At 38.1% G+C, this 17,907-nt stretch carries 13 protein-coding genes; 3 read left to right on the top strand and 10 right to left on the bottom strand.

Features of this window, described 5'->3' with window-relative positions:
- The 5 genes from D5R40_RS22550 to D5R40_RS22530 all read right to left on the bottom strand — a co-directional run.
- On the bottom strand, positions 1–455 hold a 455-nt coding region (locus D5R40_RS22550), incomplete at its 3' end, for a helix-turn-helix domain-containing protein (RefSeq protein ID WP_134239624.1).
- A gap of 159 nt (positions 456–614) precedes the next feature.
- Complete coding sequence (locus tag D5R40_RS22545) at positions 615–3,629, bottom strand: SAV_2336 N-terminal domain-related protein (RefSeq protein WP_124143442.1); 3,015 nt, start codon at positions 3,627–3,629, stop codon at positions 615–617.
- Positions 3,626–4,570 (bottom strand): AAA family ATPase, encoded by a 945-nt coding sequence (locus D5R40_RS22540; protein ID WP_124143452.1) that lies wholly within the window; start codon positions 4,568–4,570, stop codon positions 3,626–3,628. Before D5R40_RS22540 ends, D5R40_RS22545 begins: the two co-directional genes overlap by 4 nt.
- The gene (locus D5R40_RS22535) at positions 4,570–6,273 is read right to left on the bottom strand and encodes a VMAP-C domain-containing protein (protein WP_161564353.1); all 1,704 of its coding nucleotides are present in this window, start codon (positions 6,271–6,273) and stop codon (positions 4,570–4,572) included. Before D5R40_RS22535 ends, D5R40_RS22540 begins: the two co-directional genes overlap by 1 nt.
- Position 6,274: 1 nt before the next feature.
- On the bottom strand, positions 6,275–6,598 hold the full coding sequence (locus D5R40_RS22530) for a CU044_2847 family protein (RefSeq protein WP_124143444.1): 324 nt from the start codon (positions 6,596–6,598) through the stop codon (positions 6,275–6,277).
- Between the two features lie 205 nt (positions 6,599–6,803).
- Between D5R40_RS22530 and D5R40_RS42130 the strand changes: the two genes are divergently transcribed.
- The 3 genes from D5R40_RS42130 to D5R40_RS22520 are packed head-to-tail and all read left to right on the top strand — an operon-like array spanning position 6,804 to position 7,544.
- Entirely contained in the window at positions 6,804–6,932 is a 129-nt protein-coding gene (locus D5R40_RS42130; RefSeq protein WP_338043129.1) for an element excision factor XisH family protein, read from the top strand.
- Positions 6,933–6,939: 7 nt separating this feature from the next.
- Positions 6,940–7,188, top strand: coding sequence for an element excision factor XisH family protein (locus D5R40_RS42125; protein ID WP_345789241.1), 249 nt, complete (start codon positions 6,940–6,942; stop codon positions 7,186–7,188).
- A 20-nt stretch (positions 7,189–7,208) separates the two neighbouring features.
- Complete coding sequence (locus tag D5R40_RS22520) at positions 7,209–7,544, top strand: XisI protein (protein WP_124155246.1); 336 nt, start codon at positions 7,209–7,211, stop codon at positions 7,542–7,544.
- A 190-nt stretch (positions 7,545–7,734) separates the two neighbouring features.
- Here D5R40_RS22520 and D5R40_RS22515 read toward each other — a convergent pair whose 3' ends face one another.
- From D5R40_RS22515 to nuoB, 5 genes are all read right to left on the bottom strand, one after another.
- Positions 7,735–8,370 (bottom strand): vWA domain-containing protein, encoded by a 636-nt coding sequence (locus D5R40_RS22515; RefSeq protein WP_124143446.1) that lies wholly within the window; start codon positions 8,368–8,370, stop codon positions 7,735–7,737.
- 212 nt (positions 8,371–8,582) lie between these two features.
- A complete protein-coding gene (locus D5R40_RS22510; RefSeq protein WP_124143447.1) occupies positions 8,583–9,851 on the bottom strand; it encodes a M16 family metallopeptidase in 1,269 nt (422 codons plus the stop codon).
- Between the two features lie 1,254 nt (positions 9,852–11,105).
- Entirely contained in the window at positions 11,106–15,983 is a 4,878-nt protein-coding gene (locus tag D5R40_RS22505; protein WP_124155245.1) for an SdrD B-like domain-containing protein, read from the bottom strand.
- An 808-nt stretch (positions 15,984–16,791) separates the two neighbouring features.
- Complete coding sequence (locus tag D5R40_RS22500) at positions 16,792–17,295, bottom strand: NAD(P)H-quinone oxidoreductase subunit J (protein WP_124143450.1); 504 nt, start codon at positions 17,293–17,295, stop codon at positions 16,792–16,794.
- The coding region (gene nuoB / locus D5R40_RS22495) for an NADH-quinone oxidoreductase subunit NuoB (RefSeq protein ID WP_124155244.1) at positions 17,288–17,907 on the bottom strand (620 nt) is incomplete at its 5' end. The genes D5R40_RS22500 and nuoB, both read right to left, overlap by 8 nt.

The raw sequence follows: 17,907 nt of genomic DNA, 5'->3' as shown, positions 1-17,907 counted from the left end.
GCTTGCCATAGGAAAGCTTGGTCTATTTCTGAGAGTAAGGTCTCCGGCCCCTGATATTGATGGATTAAAAGATCGTCGCCATCAACATCAGGGGCCGGAGACCTTACTCTCAGAAATAGACCAAGCTCTTGTAGTGCTTGCCATAGGAAAGCTTGGTCTATTTCTGAGAGTAAGGTCTCCGGCCCCTGATGTTGATGGCGACGATCTTTTAATCCATCAATACCTAATCGGTTATAGCGCCCTACAATTCTGTAAATTGAACCACGCCGATATCCAGTAACCTCAGCCACTTCTTCTACTTTGTGGCCTTTAGCTATCAACCAGAGGATTTGCCATCTAGTTCGTTCTATTGGGTCTTGAGTTTGTCGGTAGAGTTTTTCCAACTCTTCGATACTTTTGTGTGGTTCTAGCTTTAACAATCTCGGCATGGCGATCGCCCAACTCTTACTATTCATCCCTTAATTTATCAGGTTTAATTTTTTTATACCGATGCTACCGGATTTGATATAATAAATATGGTTCGAGAATAGTTGCTAAAAGTAAGGAAAAATTGCATAGATAAATTTAGTTAAATTCTTCAAAATAAATGATGGTGAGCGATCGCTGAATTAATATTATTTATTAGTAATTGGAAACTCATCAAAAAACTTTTTGTAGAAGTTGGCAACATTTTGCTGATTATAGTCAGGATATTTCTTTAATGCTTTATAAGCAATTGGATGGCGAGTTATTTGATATATCTTGTCTAAAGCAGGTTCAACTTCTTCTCGAACACTACTAATTGGATCGTTACGCCACCTATCAATTAAGGCATTGATAACTGGTGTTGGATCAATATTTTCATCTTCTTCTGAAAGCTTTGATTGTAAGTTTCCTAGTGCTCTAACAATGTACTCCCGTGCAATCCAATCTCCACGTTCTACTTTTTTGAGTTTACCGAGCAGGGGTTTTAAAGTGAGTAAATTACCTATTTTACCTAGTGCGTCAGCAGCAGCAGCAACTATACTTGGATTTTCATTCTCTAGCACTTTTATCAATACGTTATTTGCATCATCCATAAATTCTGGTTCTTGGCAATTACCAAGAGTTTCAGCAGCTTCGATTAGTCGATCGAGCAGTTCGTTACTCAAGCTACTGAAATTACTAAGATATCTTAGAGTTTCAATTGAAGTTTCTATACCTATTTCTAGCTTTTGTAATCTGTCTGGGTGCATCAGTTGAAGGTGACGTTTCGCTCGTTTTCCTATCAAAGTATCTAGATTTGCTATTTTTTCTAATGCTTGAGAAGCAACTTCACGCACCTGCTTAATAACATCTTGCCGACAAGCTTTATTGAGAGCATCTACAATTTCTATCGTAGGTGTCAATCTTCCCAGGGTTATTGCTGCTTCTTGTCGCAGATAGCGATCGCTATTCTTATTATTGAAGTCTAGAGCTTTAATCAGTTCTGGCACTGCTGAGTCGGCAGCAGGTGAACCTTTTTCTCCCAACTCTCTTGCCGTGGCAGCTAGAATGTCTAGGTCATTGAGCTGGCGAAGAAATTTTGTGAGCAACTTTACTGCTTCTGACTTACTTGAAGGGAGTTCAGAAAAACCTTCAATTTGTAAATATTCGTGGAGTATTTCATGGTAAAACCTACTAGCTTCTTGATTATTTTCGCGCCTCCAAGTTCGGTCAACTTGGATAATATTTGGGTGTGGAGAAGGTTGCTTTAGTTGCTCTCGAACCTTATAATAAATTTTTTCAAGTGATTCTTTAGTGGCATCTCGCACCTGACTAATTTCATCTTTACGAAGAGTTTGAACTATTGGTTCAACTGCTTGCAATAAGATTTTCTGAGTAACATCTGCATCAATCATCCTCCCTAAAGCACGCACGGCAGCTTCACGAACATAACGATCTGGATGTTTAGTTTCTAACGGGTAGAGAAAATCATCCAATTTTTGGACTGTGAGTTCAGGGTCGTGGCGGATTAATGATTCAATTTCTTCCCATTTTCTCTGGCTAAGTAATTCCTCCAAATTATTGGATTGAAAGTCAGTTAGTAAAACCAAATTTCCTTCTAATTGTCCTAAAACCTGAGCTTTCAAACGAGCAAACGGACGAAGTTCAGAATCTGACGAAGATGCTAACAAACGAGCTTCAAACTCTAGCACAGACAAACCCAAACGTTTAGTAATATACTCAGAAACTTTTTCTATAACTAAAAGAGTCTGACTTTTAGGCACAGACTGCAGCAATAACTCTCGTACTCCATCATAAAATTCATACTCAATATATTCTACCTCTGTTTCTTCTAACGACACCCGTTTCAACAACCCACTCATAAATACTTCTGCTGCATGAACTTGCTTAGACTGAGGTAACATCGTCTGTTGAATTAAATTAACTACAGGAAAACTAACTGGCGCACCTGCTATCAACCCTGCCAAACGACGTGCCAATTTAGAGGCAGTCGCACGAAACCGACTTACTCTTTCCTGAGCAGTTATAGTTTCTTCCTGTGGTTGAGGAGAATAAATTTCAGACTCTACTAAAATAGGGGAAAATATAAATCCTGCAGTTGTATTGCTGCTAAAACCTGCTATGACACGAGACCAACTAGCAAAAGATTGAGCTTCGAGAGTAATAACTGGTACTTTGACTACATCGGTTAACTCCTCTTCTTCTTCTAACTCATCACCAATTTCCCATTCCGCTTTGAGTTGAGAGTTGAAAGTTCCGGGAGTCAGAGAGCTTAGTTGAGTAGAGATACCTTGAATTAAACCAGTGCGATGCCAAAGTCTTTCTGGAAATAATTGTAGAATTGTCAGTAAACCTCGATCGCCCCACAAACTCAGCAGTGGATAAATGGAACCATTTCGCCAGGAAATAGAAACACAGTCACTCACCAGTAATACTAAACGTTGCCCTCGTGGATGAATAATTTCTTTCGGGTTACGGGGACGTTGTTGTTTGTTTTTACTAATATTTGGAAATAGTTGTGCCTTGGTGCCATTCATTTCTAAACGCCACACTCGCACATCCCGAAATGCTCCATGGTATGCCAAAAATTCCTGAAGTTCCTGAATAGTTTGCTTCCAAATAATTGTAGAGTTACTTTCCTCAATGACTAATGCTAACTCCAACCATTTTTGAGGTGCTGGTTTGAGAATAGGTAGCCAGATTTTTTCATCGACAATACGTCGAACTGTGGTAGGTTCATCCAGGATTTTTTCTGTAGAGGAAGATATTTTCCGCATTAAAGGGCGTATTGCTCTAGCTAAAGCTAAGGTATTTCTCAAAGCAGGAGCAGCAGGAATTTTGATAGTTGTTCCAGTAGTGCTGGTTTTGGGAAGATATACTTCAGCAGCTTTTTCTTTTTTTGTCTGAGAAGCAGAAGTTTCTGGGATGGCTTTGCTTGCCAAAGATGGCGATTCTATTTGATGTTCAGGAAATGGTGGTTTTGGAAATTGAGCAGATGTAGATGTTTGTAGTGGTTTCCCACCTTCTATTTGCACAGCAAACCACAGAATTTCTGCCAACTCTCTACCAGTTAAGTCAGACTTGACTTTTTCAAGAATATTTTGCAGACGTTGTAGTTTTTCCTCTAGAGATATATCAGAACGAGAATCATTGTTTTGTGTCATAGCTCTTCAGAGTAGGTCAAATATTGGAGTATTTTTTCTACCAACTCTTCTCGTTTAGAATCCGATGGAGATTTTTCACCGCTCAATAGATAGATGGCATTTAATAATTGGTCTGTCGCTAACTGTCCTTTATTCCGTCGTTTGAGAAATATTTCAATTATATCTTCTGCCTTCTCAACAATATCTTCTCCTAAATGAGCTATAGCGATCGCTGTTAACTCATTTTTATCGGGTTCTTTCAACTCTAAGCACAAACATCGTCGCAGAAAAGCAGGGGGAAATTCCCGTTCTCCATTACTGGTCAAAATTACGAAAGGAAAAGCCCCACATTTTACATTTCCTAAAGTGATTTTAGCATACTTTTGGTCACTGGTTCTCACAGAAACTTCTGGAGGTAGGCGATCGGCGATGCGTGCCAATTCAAGAATTTCAAACCACCCTTCCTCAAATATATTTAATAAGTCATTGGGTAGGTCAATGTCACTTTTATCTATTTCGTCAATTATCAGTACCCGAGGATGCTCGCTAGAAATGAAAGCTGTGCCTAAAGGTCCTAATTGTATATATTTGCCAATCTCAGATAAATTATCTTTTCCCTGAGCATCTTGTAATCTACCAATAGCATCATATCGGTATAATCCTTCCTGGAGAGTAGAACGAGTAGTAATATTCCAACGTAATACTTCTCCTAGTTGCAATTCTTTGGCCACAGCATAAGCTAAGGAAGTTTTACCAGTACCTGGTTTACCTGTAACTAATAGAGGACGTCGCAGGTAAAGAGCAGCATTAACCAGGTCTATTTCTTCTCCCTTGGGTTTATAAGTAGCACCCCGTTGTTCTTTGCTATTGCTAAAGTCGCGCCAACTAGGGGGTTTAGGCAGATGCTTAATCCCGTTATGGGGTTGTTCAGGAGTTCCCTGAAAGATTTTCCAAGATGTCATCATGGCATTGAATAGTAAATGTTAGGTGGAATGGAATTTGGGTCTTCCCAAAATAATGATATATGATTTCCTATATGTTGGGATTGTTTTTCCTCAAAAGCTGTTTTACGTTGTTGTTTAACTTCTTCTAGCAAATCTTTAACTTTTACTGCAAAAATACTGTTGATACATTCAACATCTTCTATATTATTTCTAAACCAAATAGCTACTGGTATTGCTGCTTGGTCAATTTTTTTCAAAGTTTCTGGACATGGGGTTTGAGTAAGTTTTAAAATTAAAGCTTCATCATTACATTCTTCAGTCAAACAACAATGACAAAAATCGTGTAATTTTTCAGATAAATAATTCCATCTATTCATCCATTTATTGCGGTAACGATTTTTCAGATAATTTTTTTCCAGACGCTGACTAGAACGAATAACGACTTGATTATCAACGCCAACAGGTTCTAAATCTTCAAGAGGTTCAATTTCCCAAAGTTCCACTGCTTGAGTTAATAATTCTCTAGGTAGAAATAATTCAACAATAGTTTTTTGCTCGCCATGGCTTTGAGGAACGTATTTGTCACTTTCATCCCAAAAATCTTTGAGCAAATTTATAATTTCTGCCCTGGAAAAATCATCTTTTTTTGTTTCGAGAAAGTAACAATTTTCAGGATTTTGATAATTATATTTTTCGCGGTTTGGAATAAACCAGGCCGACACTAAATATCGCCGATTATCCTTTTCTAAACAACTAGGTTTTACATATATCATTAAGCAACTTTTTAAATAACTGGTTTGCTGTTCTTCTCTAACATTTTTTAACTTTTCTAATAATTTATCTAAATCAGTGTAATTATTTTCACCCCAATTTTTTAATTGCTGATAATATTCAGATTTTTTAATTTCTGGTTCTATCAACAAACGGGCAATAAACTCTATCAGCGAACTATAAGAATTCTTGCGCGGAGGCATATCCAGAAGATAATTTATCATCTCCTTAATATTCTGAGGATCAGTGTAGGGCCAGTCTTCTGGGCAACAATTACCATAGACTTTTTGGAAAATTTTCCAGTCTTTTTCTTCCGCAGAAAAAACTAGACTGTTTAGTTGAAATTGCAAATCAAAAGTAGGAGGTATTTCAGACCAAATCTTTTTCAAAGCTTCCACAGAAATAGCTAGTCCTACTTTTCCCTCTCTCTCCTTATTAGTAGCGACACCCAAAACAAAACCTGTTTTTAAATCAACAATAGGTGCCCCACTATGACCTTTTTTAAGGCAGTCACTTTGAGTTATTAACAACTCCCAAGCTATAACCCTTTCATTACTTTGAGTGAGGAAATCCTTTTTACCCAAAACTCCACTAATAATTTCGAGCCTTCTTTTGTTCTCTTCACCATAAAGATAGTTACCTGCTATCTGAAAACTTCTCTCTTTTGCCTCGGATAAACATATTAGTTGTAGCAGTGGAATATGCAAAAGTCCCTCAACTCGCAACACGGCTAAATCAAAACTTTTAACATCTCCTATTGCTACAATTTCTGCCGGAATATTATTCACCAATACATTCCCATCGCCACCCACATCTTTAACAACATGGGCACAGGTAAGTAAATATGTATAAATTTTTTCTCTATAAAAAGGAAATCCAGTACCAATGTTATTTACTTCTGGTTCTTCTTTACTAGCACTGGAAATTAAAACAATAGATTCTTCTAGCATTCTAATCATCTTCTGGCGGTCTTGGTTTCAGCACTAATTTAACTTTTAAATTTGCACCCGCTTTTGCTTGAGTAATATAAAGATTACCTTTACCTTCAAAATTAAAAGCTACTTCTACCTCAGCTTGTTCTACCTTCATATCTTGATCAATTTTTTTCCAAGCTTTAGCAATAGGACGACTAATATTAGCTAATATAGGTTCAACTTTGTCAAAAGTAGATTCGACTTTTTTTATAGTACTACTAGATATGGTCTCTGCTTGATCGTCAGGAATTTCTGCTTCTACTAAAGTCCCATCTTCTAATTTAATTAATCTAGTGACCATTTGCTTTAATTACTAAATTTAACTACTATTTTATTAAAGCATATAGCATTTCTTACAGCACTTCTCATTTAAGTATCTTGGGCATTGCTGAGGGATGGGATGAATATAAGTGGGGTGAGTATCCTGCCTGCGGTGAAAATATTAGGAATGGGTAAGATGCACATTCCACAAAACACAATATAACAATTATTAAAAATTATTAGAAATGCCAGCTAAAGATATTTATCATAATACTGTGAAAACTGCCCTAGAGAAAGATGACTGGATTGTAACCAATGACCCCCTAATTATTCGCTGGGGAAAAAGAGATTTATGCGTTGATTTAGGAGCATAAAAATTAATTGCTGCTGAAAAAGATAGTCAAAAAATTGCCGTTGAAGTTAAAATTTTTTGTTGGTAAATCTGCTATAGATGATTTAGATAAAGCGTTAGGTCAATATATTCTTTACTATGATTTATTAGTAAGAACACAACCAGAAATAACTTTATATTTAGCTATTCATCAAGAAACTTATGTTGACGTTTTTGAAGACCCCATTGGTCAAGTTTTATTAGAAAATCAACGACTTAAATTATTAGTTTTCGATTAACTTCAGGAAGTAATATTAAAATGGATAACTTAGACAATTTGAGAACAGTTATTATTGAATCTCTGGGTTATTATGCTAATTTATTTTATGCAACAGGTGAAGTGAACAGGTTACTAATTGTTGATCAAGATTCTGATAATTATCTCATTCTTTTAGAGGGATGGGAAAATAGAGAAAGAGTACATGGTTGTTTAGTTCATTTGCAAATTATAGATCATAAAATCTGGATACAAAGAGATGGAATAGAGGATGGTATTGCTACGGACTTAATGGAAGCTGGCATTCCTAAAGAGCAAATTGTTCTGGCATTTAAACCGGAACATATTCGTCCTTATACTGAATTTGCAGTTAAATAGTAGTCCATATTACTAATGTGGAGCGATCGCCAATCATTCACACAGTAAGTTGGGTTTTGCTCCGCTTAAACTCAACAGTTAAGCACCCCAAATAGTAAGATTTTTTGTCGTTTTTTACCGCCATTCTCTAATGTTCTAATTAAGTCAACCTCTTATCACTTTTTCCTATATTTCTAATGCTAGTACTTTGCTAATCAACTAAAGCATGAATCAGAATATCTGTGAGAGATTTTTGCTTAATTTCATACCAAAACTTCGTGTCAACAATATCACATTTTGCACCAGCTTTAACGAGATGATCGTCTAGGAAAGTCAAACATTCTTTTGTCTCTGGATCTTCACCAATTTGTAAAAAACTAATTCCTAGTTCATAACTATTTTCTGTACCTGGAATTAGGTCGATTTTTTCAGTAGCATTAATAATTAAATTTACCAAAGCTTCTTGTTCATCAGAAATTTTATCTACTAATACTAGAATAATATCCCCATTTTTAGTTTTCTTTGCATCTCGGCGTTGAAAATAGTCATCCAGAGCATCTTCTAGACTACTTACTACATCTATTATTTCTGGAGGATTTTTTAGCTGAAATAGTTGAGCTAATTTTACTACTTCTGTGTTTGTATGCTTGATAAAAGGACTAGAAGCAAGGTAAACAGTAATTCCATCATCATCTAATGATTGACAATGCTTGGCTAAATCAATGATTTTTATTTGTGCTGCAATCCAATCTTCATAATACACATTAGAAGCAGACCAGCTTTCAAAACTTCGAGCAAAAATAAATGTGTAGTCTCGATTTTTTAGTAATGAAAGATTATCAGACATAAACTTTTACCTAGAATTTTAGTTGGGAGCAATATAGTTTTTTGCACTTATAATCAAAATAGTAACAACTCAAATAAGTGTATGTCCATTAAATTAATATGAAATTATATCATGTCCGGATAATAGCGTGATCAAAAAACTATTCTTCTTTCTTCTTCTTTCTTCTTCTTTATTTCCTCCTGACTCCTGACTCCTAACTCCTTATGCAAACCCTAAATAGGTATTAATGCTGTGACTGCATAGCGATTTGGAGATAAATATTTTTTAGCTAAATTGAGTAATTCTTGTGGTTGAAATGCTGCTATTTTTTCTGGATAACTAATTGCTAACTCTGGATTTGCTATAGTAAAATAATAACCATAAAGACCTGCTAGCTGTCCTGGACTTTCAATGGAAAACACATAATCATTACATAATAAACGCTGACACCTAGCTAATTCTACCTCTGAAATCTCTTGATTTAATAACTCATAAAGCTGATCGCCAATTCGTGCTTCTACTTCTGGAATATCTTTCGGTTCTAGCATGGCGCTAATTGTAAATAAACTTGAGTCTTGCTGCAAAGAGAAACTGCTAACAATTCCTTGCACTAAACCTAAATCTTCGCGCAATTCTCGAACCAATCTAGAATTTCTACCATCGGCTAATAATATTGACAGTAAATCCAATCCATAAGCATCATCTACCTGTTCGACTCCAGGTCCTAACCAAGCCATTGTTAGACGACCTTGTTCTAATCTTGGCAAACATATTTCCTGGCGACGAACTTCAGTTATTAACGGCTCTGCTGCTATCTCGACTCGCGGACAATGAGAAGATTTTTCGGGAAAATTGGCAAAAGCTGCATTGACTAATTCTATTACCTGGGTTTCCTCTACTCTCCCAATAACTACCACTGCCATATTCTCTGGTTGATAGTAATAATTGTGAAAACAACGCATTTCATCAACTTCTCGCTCTCTCAGAAGTTCTGCCGTACCCATAACTGAACGTCGGTAGGGATGATATTTGTAAACATTCTCCATCAATGCTTGAAAACCTATCGAATCAACACAGTCTTCTGATTGACGAATTTCTTCTAATACCACTTCCCGCTCTCTAGCAAATTCTGATTCTGGTATGGAGGCACGCAACAATAATTCTGCCAATGGATGTACTACTTCTTCTACATATTGGGCAGCAGTTGTAATAAAAAAATGAGCATAGTCGTGACTTGTAGCAGCATTTGCTATTCCGCCACGATTTTCAATTATTTGATCAAAGATTCCAGGACCTAATTTTTCTGTTCCCTTAAAAATCATGTGTTCTAGGAAGTGAGCCATACCTGACCATTTATCGGGTTCCTCCCTAGCACCTGCTCTTACCCACACATCTATCACCACTGCTGGAGTGACTGAAATATATTGATGAATAATTGTTAGACCATTATCCAGCTTGAAAACGTTAGCTGGAAAATTAGGAGTAGAAATTACTACAGACAATTCTTTTAATAATTAAATTTGGGCTGAAATTTTATTTGCATTGAATTTTAAAATTATATAACTTTTGTATAAGATGATTTGTAATATTTAATACAATTGAATTTTAACCGTAAGTAGTATGCACCCTACAAATTTTGCAGAAAATTAGGTGTGTCAGTTCACTACTGGAGTACTTGATTGGTTGGTTTTGGTTTTCTCTTAGGAGCACAGAGCGATCGCCCTGTTTCTTCTTTCTTTGATTATGGTGCGTTACATTTCATTAATGCACCCTACTGGACTTAATTATTCGGTAAAATATATTTATATTAATTAAATTTATGAAATAGTCTCAAATATATTTGGAATTTAAACTGATTTTTGCCAAAAAAGTTGAAATGAGCTATTTAGGGGAAAAAATGGGGGAATTTGGGCTGCGATAGCACAGCTAAACGTAGTTATCGCTTCTCGTTGGCCATTTTTTCAAAGTATTGATACGTAAGAAATACAGGGTAGTTGCTTGTCAAGAAATTTTCGTGTATTTTTGAGGTAAGTGATTCGCTCTGCGTAGGTGCTTATTAAAATGAAAAGAGGATTAGTGAGTGGGAGTGCGATCGCGTAGCTGAAAAAAGTAAAGTGCGGGGAGGGTGGGAAGACAGGGAAAGTAGGAGGAATAATGGTTCTTTGATTTTTATGCCCCCCTCACCCCAAAATTCTCACTTTTAAAGGGTAAGTGAATTGAAACAGGCGTACTTTTTGGGGTCGAAAAAAGTGCCTGGTATCACGTCTAATATCATGTTCGGTTGAATACTTATAATATCTGTGGACCAAAGGCAGAAGGCAGAGGGCAGCTATGCTGAAGGGAAAGAGCAAGGTTAGAAGGCAGAAGGTTTATTATAACTGATTATCCGCAATTCGTAGCTCCCCCGGAGGGGAACATGATATAAAACGCTCAAAAAGGAGCGTATTTTAGGCGCATAGTTGGGCAGAACAATCTTAGGAAAATTCTTACTCCTACCTCCTGGCTCATTCCCATTTCTCCTGTCTTCCCCTCCTGGGAGGGGGAGGGGCGAGGGGTGGGTTGTCTCCTACCCCTACTAAAAGACTAGTGAAGCGCAAACCCTAATTATCCGGACATGATATAACAGGTCAAAAAAACAAAAGCGTAGTCAAATTTCCCAAAATGATTGACTACGCTAAAAATTTAATTTTATAGTTCTATCTCAGTTTCCACCCTGAGTTTTGTTGCTATCTAAATATCTAGATTTATCTCGATATTTATAGACGAATATTACCAATATTAACACCAGGTACATTAGCACCACCAAAAGTGCTGATAAATACTGGTTCATTAGGACCAGGAACAGTTTGAGTAAAGATTGCTGCCTGCTCTGGGTTTAGGTCTTGCCGAACTGTATAACTAGCATCTGCTAAGTTTGAGAAACCGTAGTTACCGTTGGCATCAGTAGCAACGAATATTTCATCAGCATCTCGAACAGAGTTGTTGTTTTGGTCGAAGTAAATAACAACACCGCCAATACCAGGTTCGCCAGCATCTAGGAAACCATTACCATTCAGGTCTTCAAAAGTTATCCCACTAATGCTACCAGTACCACTAGGTGGTATGGGTGGTTGAGGTGGTATAACTGGTGGGTTAGCACTGTTGCCAAAGTTGACAAAGTTAGCATCATCACCTGCAAACAGAGTTAGAGTTGGGTCTTGGTTAGTTTGGAATAGACCTGGTGGAGGAATTTGCAGGACTGTATAGGTACCAGGAGGTAAACCATCGAAGTCGTATACACCCAGTGAATCAGTAATCGCAGTACGTTCCTCATTGTCTAGAATTGAGTTATCGTTGCGATCGAGGAATACTGTAGTACCAGGAATACCATTCTCTCCTGGATCTAACAGACCATCACCGTTGATATCATTGAAAACAATACCACCAATACTAACAACAGGAAGAACAGCTTTTGGTAACCCTGTTGGGTCGTTGGCAAAATTAACAAAGTCAGCGTTATCCCCTTCTATCAAAGTGATTATCACTGGTTCTGGAGTAGTAGAGTCGGTAAAACCAGGAAATGGTTCCTGACGAATTACAAAAGTTCCTGGAGATACATTGGGGATATCATAGAGACCAAATTGATTGGTAAGTGCAAATCTTTCGCCATCATCTCGTTCCCCATTATCGTTGGCATCTATATAGATAACAGCATCAGGTAGTTGAGGTTCACCTGCATCTGCTAAACCATCTCCGTTTTCATCTATGAATGCAATACCTGAAATATTAGCAAGACCAGGAGGAGGAATTATCGGAGACTGGCCAAAGTCAATTTCCAGATTGGAATTTTCAAACTCATCAACAGTAATTGTGAGGTCTGTTAGAGTAGTAGAAGTAAAGTTGTCCGGATTTGGAATCAGACGTAGTGTGTAAGTACCTGGTAACAAACCAACAATTGCATATTCTCCATCTGTGTTTGTAAAGGTATTAGGTTCAATATCGTCATTATCAAGAATGCCATTTTCATTGATATCGACATAGATACGGAAACCAGGAACACCCCTTTCTACAAATTCGTCAGGGTCAAGGATGCCATTACCGTTAGTATCGTTAAAGTCTTGGATACCGTTACTGTTAAAGTCTTCAAAAACAATTCCAGTAATTAAGGTTTCTGGTTGGTTTCCAAAGTTGTAAACAACACTACCGTCAGCTGATACAAATGCTGGTGGAGTAGTTTGAATGAACCCTGTGCGATCAAGAATTTGTAGAAGCGGAAATGAGCCTGATACATCAGATGTATCTAGACCATAAGTACCACCTGGACCACTAATTTGATTTGGTTCAAAGCCTTGTATCTGTCCATCTGTGTGCACATCTAGGAACACCTCAACACCAGGCAAACCTACTTCCCCTTTTAGAGGTTCAAATAGTCCGTTACCATTGTTGTCAGCAAATACAATACCACTAACAGTATCTTCATCTGGTGATGTGACGTTAACACCAACGTCAACATCATTTAGACTCTGACCGAGAGGAAGATTAATTGGAGTGGGTGAGATATTGGGATCTGGTAGTACCTGACCAACAGTAACACTAATAATGGGATTACTGCTAGTTAGGAATAAGTTTTCTTGCAGAACAACATCAACTGTGTAATTCCCTGGGGTTAAACCATTAAAGACATAACGACCATCAGGATCGGTGAAAGTTTCAGGTTCACTTATATCAAGGTTTCCGTCACCGTCTAGGTCTTCGCCATCATCCAGTACACCGTTAAGGTTGAGGTCTTCACTGCTATCTAGGTTTCCGTCACCGTCTAGATCTAGGAAAACTTGAGCAGTTGGAATACCTGCTTCCCCAGGATCTTGAAAACCACTGTTGTTACTATCAGTGAAGATTACACCACTAATGCTGGTGTTGGGGTCAAAAATACTACTATCACCGAAGTTATAAACGACAGTCTGACCAGGAACAACAGGAACAATAGGAGTAGGAGTAGTGTTAACAAAACCAGCAGGTGGTGTTTCTCGTACTCTGTAGTTACCTGGTGGCAAGGTAAACCGATATTCCCCGTGAGCATCTGTAAGCGTAAATGGTTCATTAGCTTCCGCTAAACCATTATTATTGAGGTCTACAAAGATTTCGACACCTATAAGTCTTGGTTCATCCGTGTCTGCTAAACCATCACCATTGCGGTCGTCAAATTTAACACCAGTAATTGTACCCGTGCTATCAGTATTTACAATTGGGGTAGGAGTTGGAGTTGGAGGAGGGGTAGGAATTGGAGTTGGAGGATCGGGAATTATTTGTACATCAGGTTGGTTTCCAATATTCACGAAGTCAACGTCGTCACCCCCAACTATGGTAATTACTGGATCGGGAGTAATTTGTATAAAGCCTGGTTGTTGAACTTCCCTGACTACATAAGTATTAGGTGGTAAACCTTCAAAGCTATAGCTACCATCTACGTTTGTAATAGATGTAGGTTCATCGGGATCTAGAACTTGGTTATTATTGGTATCTAGGTAAATAGTGAATCCACCAAGACCAGGTTCATCTGGATCTACTATATTGTTGCCATTATTGTCACTAAATTTAGTACCAGCGATTCTGCCTGTTAATGTAACTTGACTACTAATTCTGGTAGCTTCTGTTGTAGCAGTATCAGTATCAGTGGTTACTTCTGCTGTGGCAGTGCCAGCATCAGTGGTTACTTCTGTTGTAGCAGTGTCAGCATCAGTAGTTTCCTCTGCAACAGTGCCAGCATCAGTGGTTACTTCTGTTGTAGCAGTATCAGTATCAGTAGTTTCCTCTGCAACAGTGCCAGCATCAGTGGTTACTTCTGTTGTAGCAGTGTCAGCATCAGTAGTTTCCTCTGGTGCTGGTTCTGGAACTGGTTCTGGAACTGGTTCTGGAACTGGTTCTGGAACTGGTTCTGGAACTGGAACTGGATCTACAATTACAGCATTACCAACATTCAAGATAATGGGAGCATCACCTTGCAAAACGTTAATAGGTGCATTCAGAGTAATTTCTTGATCTGGAGTAGTTTGCACAAAACCTGGTTGGGGTATTTCTCGCAGAAAGTAAGTTCCTACAGGAGGATTAGTAAAGCTAAAGTCACCAGCAACATTTGATATTGCAGCAGGTTCTGTAGGGTCTAGTATATTGTTGCCGTTTTGGTCTAAGTAGAGAGTGAAGTTAGCTAAACCAGGTTCTCCTGGATCTAGAACTCCATTGGAATTAAAATCGTTGAACTTATTCCCAATTAAGTCACCCTGAAGTAAAGGGGTGTCAGGAGCAGTACCAATATTTACGAAGTTAGAATCGTCCCCACTAGTGACAATAATAACTGGATCTGGTGTTGTTTGAGTAAATCCTGGTTGAGGTACTACTCTGACAACATAAGTATCTGGTGGTAAAGTATTAAAGCTGTACTCACCTTCATTGTTAGTAATTCTGAATGGTTCTTCTGGATCAAAGATCCCATTTTCGTTGAGGTCTAGATATACAGTAGAGTTTGATAAACCTACATCTCCTGGGTCAATAGCACCATTGCTATTGTTATCTACAAAATTGACACCGGCAATTACATTTCTTTCAGCATTACCAAAGTTGATGCCCAATAAAGTTTCTCCATCAGGTACATCAACAGTCTGAGAATCAGTTGTCAGATTGAATCCTATTTGTTGCTCTGCCTCCCGAATAGTCAGGCGAGTTGCTGGAAGATTAGGTAAGAAGTAAACACCATTAGTATCAGTGATATCAAATGGTTCACCCACATCTAGAATGTGATTACTATTGAGATCTGCATAGATAGTAAAGTTTGGTATTCCAGGCTCGTCAGGATCTAAAATACCATTAGCATTAAGATCGAGATATTTCGCTCCTTCAACATTACCAGTCCCGCTAGGAGTAACTATACCAATATCTAGAGCTATATTTGGTTGTTCTTCTTCTAGACCAGTAATTATAATTACTGAATTAGGAGTTGTTCTTGCTTCGTCTAGTTCCCTGATAACGTCAATGTTGTATTGGCCAGGGAATACGTCTACATATGAATAAAAACCAAATTCATCTGTAAAAGTACTGGCTTCCCCCTCCTCTAAAATGCCATTTCGGTTGGCATCAAGGAATACTTGGCTGTTAGAAATTCCTGGTTCCCCAGAGTCACGGACACCATTAATATTTAAGTCTTCAAATAATACACCACTAATATTACCTCTACCTGGTCCTGTCACTGGAGTGGGAACTGGAGTAGGTTCTGGAGTGGGAACTGGAGTGGGAGTTGGTGTTGGGCTACCTATGCCACTACCAAGAGCTATCCTGCTCTCTCTGACCATACTTCCACCGACTATGCTCACTGGTACTGGCAGTGGTGTAGTTGAAACAGTGCCACTGGGTGGAACCTGTCTGACAAAATATTCACCATCTACTAATCCCAAAAAGTTGTAGACACCATCTGAACGACTAATGTTAGATAATTCATTGGGGTCTTGAATACCGTTGTTATTCTGATCTAAATAGACTGTAACACCAGGTATTGCTTGATCTTCTGTATCAAAAATTCCATCCCCATCTATGTCATTAAATGTGACACCTACTATATTACCGCTCCCGCCAAGTTGGGAGCTGTTTCTCATACCATCATTCACGTTCTAACTCCTCCACCGTAAATTTATGCTATTGACACTCCCAGCGTTAAATCGCTTGATTATAACGGGGGATTCTTGCTTCACAAACTCTTAACTAGATAACAAATCAAACAAGTTGAGCTGTACCCCTGCCAGACCGTCTCCACAAGCTTTTCTTGCTCCGTCTTTACGCTGAGGAAACCTCAGCGCAGGCGGTGCGCTTTTATTGAACGGTGTGCCCCACCGCTATTAACCCTTTACTAATTCGCTACCACTCAATTAATTTACAACTTTGAAATTCATCTCATCGCTAAATCTCGCGATTATAGCAGGAGTTCTCTTTCAAGATTTTTTGATAGCGATTTGTATTTAACTAATGGCTAAAAACCACTACACCAATAATACAGATATACCTTAAATCAATATAATGCTTATCACCCAATAACGAGTAAAGCTAAAGCGCGGACGCTGAGGATTATATCAGGTTGACAAGAATGTGACAATTAGATTAGAAAATAGACTAGAATACTTTATTTTTGAGCCCATAAACAAAATTTAATTATTGAATCTTTTAGTAATATTAAGCACCCACCTAATCAAAAAATAGGGGGGTGCTATGGTGTCGGGACGTTATTAATCTATGACAAGTTCCAATTCCAGAAAAATTTTCTCCTATTTCCTGAAACCTTAAGAAAATAGATAGAAATTGACTTGAATGTAAATATCAAATCAAGCTAATTTTCTCTGTTTAATGTTTTTTTACCAATTGTCTAAAGGCTATTATTACTAATACTACTTAGGTCAAAAGGTCAAAGTTTCAACCTAAAATTTAGTAGGCATCTTGTAATTCATAGAATTCTGGAGAAATATAATCTTTACGCAATGGCCAACCCACCCAATCTTCAGACATCAAAATGCGTTTGAGATTAGGATGTCCTTCATAGATAATCCCATACATATCATAGGATTCCCGCTCTTGAAAATCAGCCGATTTCCAGATCCAATAAACGGAAGGAAGTCTAGGATCGTCTCTGGGCACAAATACCTTTAAACGTAATTCTTCTGGTTGGTCTACATCGTCCTTGACCTTAACTAAGTGATAAACACTTACCAAGTCTTGTCCAGGACCTGCATCATAAGCACATTGACATTGTAGATAGTTAAACCCATAAGCGTATAAAGCTGTAGCTAAGGGAATTAAAAATTCTCTGTCAACTTTGATCATTTCTACCCCCAGATGATCTGGTTCTAGAAACTCATGCTCAAAGCCATTTTCTGTCAGCCATTTTGAAGTTTGACCTGCTTCAACTATTGGAGCTTCTGATTCAGCCACGATTTACCTCCTCTTTTTGTGCAGCTTGCAGTGCAGGTGGTATAGGCATACCTATTGCTTCTGTCAATTCTTTTGGTGGTGTTTCACGGTCTGATGTCTTGAGATACTTACCATTCAGAATTGGTTCAACCACTTTCATATTGTGTTTAACAGTGTAGTAGCGATGTACCTGCTGCAGTTGAGCACGTTCTTGCAAAGATTCATTAGCAACTTTTTTTCTCAGCTTAATGACAGCATCAATAATTGCTTCTGGACGTGGTGGACAACCAGGAATGTAAACATCTACTGGGATTAATTTATCTACCCCACGAACTGCTGTAGGTGAATCCATACTAAACATCCCGCCAGTAATTGTACAAGCACCCATAGCAATTACATATTTAGGTTCTGGCATCTGCTCATAAAGACGCACCAAGACTGGGGCATACTTCATGGTAATTGTACCTGCAGTAATTAGTAAGTCTGCTTGCCGAGGGCTAGACCGTGGCACTAAGCCAAAGCGGTCAAAGTCAAATCTAGAGCCGATCAGAGCTGCTTCATTGAATTTGCAGCTCTGATCTGCTTGCCGAGGGCTAGACCGTGGCACTAAGCCAAAGCGGTCAAAGTCAAATC

Source organism: Okeania hirsuta, assembly GCF_003838195.1.
GTDB lineage: Bacteria > Cyanobacteriota > Cyanobacteriia > Cyanobacteriales > Microcoleaceae > Okeania > Okeania hirsuta.
This window is presented reverse-complemented; position numbering and strand designations above follow the sequence as displayed.

Bases quoted from the DNA above. Each gene is read 5' to 3' on its own strand.
- D5R40_RS42130 (WP_338043129.1), top strand. From the start codon at position 6,804: ATGCCAGCTAAAGATATTTATCATAATACTGTGAAAACTGCCCTAGAG.
- D5R40_RS22515 (WP_124143446.1), bottom strand. From the start codon at position 8,370: ATGTCTGATAATCTTTCATTACTAAAAAATCGAGACTACACATTTATT.
- D5R40_RS22535 (WP_161564353.1), bottom strand. From the start codon at position 6,273: ATGCTAGAAGAATCTATTGTTTTAATTTCCAGTGCTAGTAAAGAAGAA.
- D5R40_RS22545 (WP_124143442.1), bottom strand. From the start codon at position 3,629: ATGACACAAAACAATGATTCTCGTTCTGATATATCTCTAGAGGAAAAA.
- D5R40_RS22520 (WP_124155246.1), top strand. From the start codon at position 7,209: ATGGATAACTTAGACAATTTGAGAACAGTTATTATTGAATCTCTGGGT.
- D5R40_RS22530 (WP_124143444.1), bottom strand. From the start codon at position 6,598: ATGGTCACTAGATTAATTAAATTAGAAGATGGGACTTTAGTAGAAGCA.
- D5R40_RS22540 (WP_124143452.1), bottom strand. From the start codon at position 4,570: ATGACATCTTGGAAAATCTTTCAGGGAACTCCTGAACAACCCCATAAC.